The sequence below is a fragment of the Georgenia daeguensis genome, from assembly GCF_039537705.1.
GTDB classification, from domain to species: domain Bacteria; phylum Actinomycetota; class Actinomycetes; order Actinomycetales; family Actinomycetaceae; genus Georgenia; species Georgenia daeguensis.
The window spans coordinates 1-1,595 of sequence record NZ_BAABBA010000071.1 but is presented as its reverse complement, the minus strand read 5'-3'; the positions used below and the strand labels follow the sequence as shown (position 1 = coordinate 1,595).

The following is a 1,595-nucleotide window of genomic DNA, read 5'->3' as shown; positions in this document are numbered from 1 at the left end:
CGGACGCGGGGTGATCCCCTTGAACTAACAACCAGGGAGATCAACTGACCGCGGACAGGGAGATGAACTGTCCGCCCACAGGGAGATCACCCGTCCGCCCACAAGGACATCCCACTGTCCGTTGACAGAACTCCTCAGCGATCTGCCGCTGCGAGAGCCCCTCCGCCTCGTGCAGATGCCGGATCCGCGCCCAGTCCTCCACAGTCATCACCTGTCCGATACTCGTCAGGTGGCTCAGTTTTCGACCGTCGTTCCTGGCCTACTTTTCGACCGTCGCCGACAACCCCGAGCGGTGTAGTCGTCTGTTCAAAGGAGTTTGCTGTCGGCGGCGGGCATGTCGAAGCGCCGCCGCGCCACACGCAGAACCCGTTCGCCGCTCCCAGCGGACTTGCCCCGGGCACGTTCGTCCGCGAACACGTATCGCGCACATACATGCCACCTCCGCGGTTGGCAGAGCCGACCTTACAGCTGCCCCGATAGCCGAATCCCGCGGCATTAAGTGCCGGCGATCCGGGTTCCCTCGCAGCGCGCTATGCGATCCTTCGCAGGAGGATCCCTCTCCGGACCGGCCGTTACCGGTCAGGGGATTCAACGGCGTTCGCCTTCGCCGGCCGCCTCGCTATCGGCACACCCAGGAGTGACGAACTGTGCCGCAAACTCCTTGCGGCGAGGCCAGCTGCTATCGGGCCATTCGCCAATGTCCCTGCGCTCGCCGGAGCGTGCCTCGACCCCGGTGATCTTGGTGAAAAGGTCTCCTGCGAACGACGCGCTTGACGGACGCCCCGATCCACCGATCACGTACGCCAGGCCGACGAACCTGGCTGCAACATCCTCGAGAGTGAACTCTTGGGTCACGAGCCCGGTCGCGATCTGGGCTTGGAGTTCGGCCAGAGCGGGTGACTCAGCGACGAGTCCGTAGAGGAAACTGCTGCCTGACTGACCCGTCGACAGGTCTCCCTGGCGCAGGTCAGCCAGCAGGAACGGCAGCAGTCGGCGCGACTCTCGCTGCAGGGCTTCACAAAGGGCCCGCTGAGTTTCCTCTTTAAGGCCGTGCACCTCGCGCATCGCCGTCGAGATCACGTGGGCGCGCCGGTGGACATCGGAGCATGCGGTTAATGCGCGGTCGACGTCGGAAGCCGGGTCGGCGTCGAGCAGGCGCCGGAGCAATATGGCGGTCCAATGTGTGAGTTGGAGCCCTGTGGATGTCCAAGAGTCCAAGCGGTCTTCCGCCTCATCGACAAGGGTCATGCCGGCGGTCAGCAGCTCGAGCGTGACTGGACCGGTGGGACCCTCGTGGTGGGGCACTTCACGTATGTCCGGGTATCGCGCACGAAGCTTACTCAAGGCCAATGTCACCTGAGCGTCGTCCTCGGCAGAGACGAGCGCGCGTAAGTCGGTGCTCTGGCCGGCTGCGGCCTTATCGATTGCTCGGGCGACGACGGCATCGGGGATGTCGCCTTCGGGGATCGCCTGAGCCTGGATCCACCGGTGGTGGGGGCGGGTCGTGAGCGACGGGTGCCGCTCTGACCTGGGACGATGGGACTGCTGAAGGTTCCAAGTCGCCAGTTAGAAGGGCACCCGTCAGGTGCGAGTCT

Annotated in this window: 1 protein-coding gene; it reads right to left on the bottom strand. The window is 64.6% G+C overall.

Going from position 1 to position 1,595, the window contains the following annotated elements:
• Nucleotides 1-588: 588 nt before the first annotated feature.
• Nucleotides 589-1,305 (bottom strand): hypothetical protein, encoded by a 717-nt coding sequence (locus ABD774_RS21435; RefSeq protein WP_345045796.1) that lies wholly within the window; start codon nt 1,303-1,305, stop codon nt 589-591.
• Nucleotides 1,306-1,595: the final 290 nt, after the last annotated feature.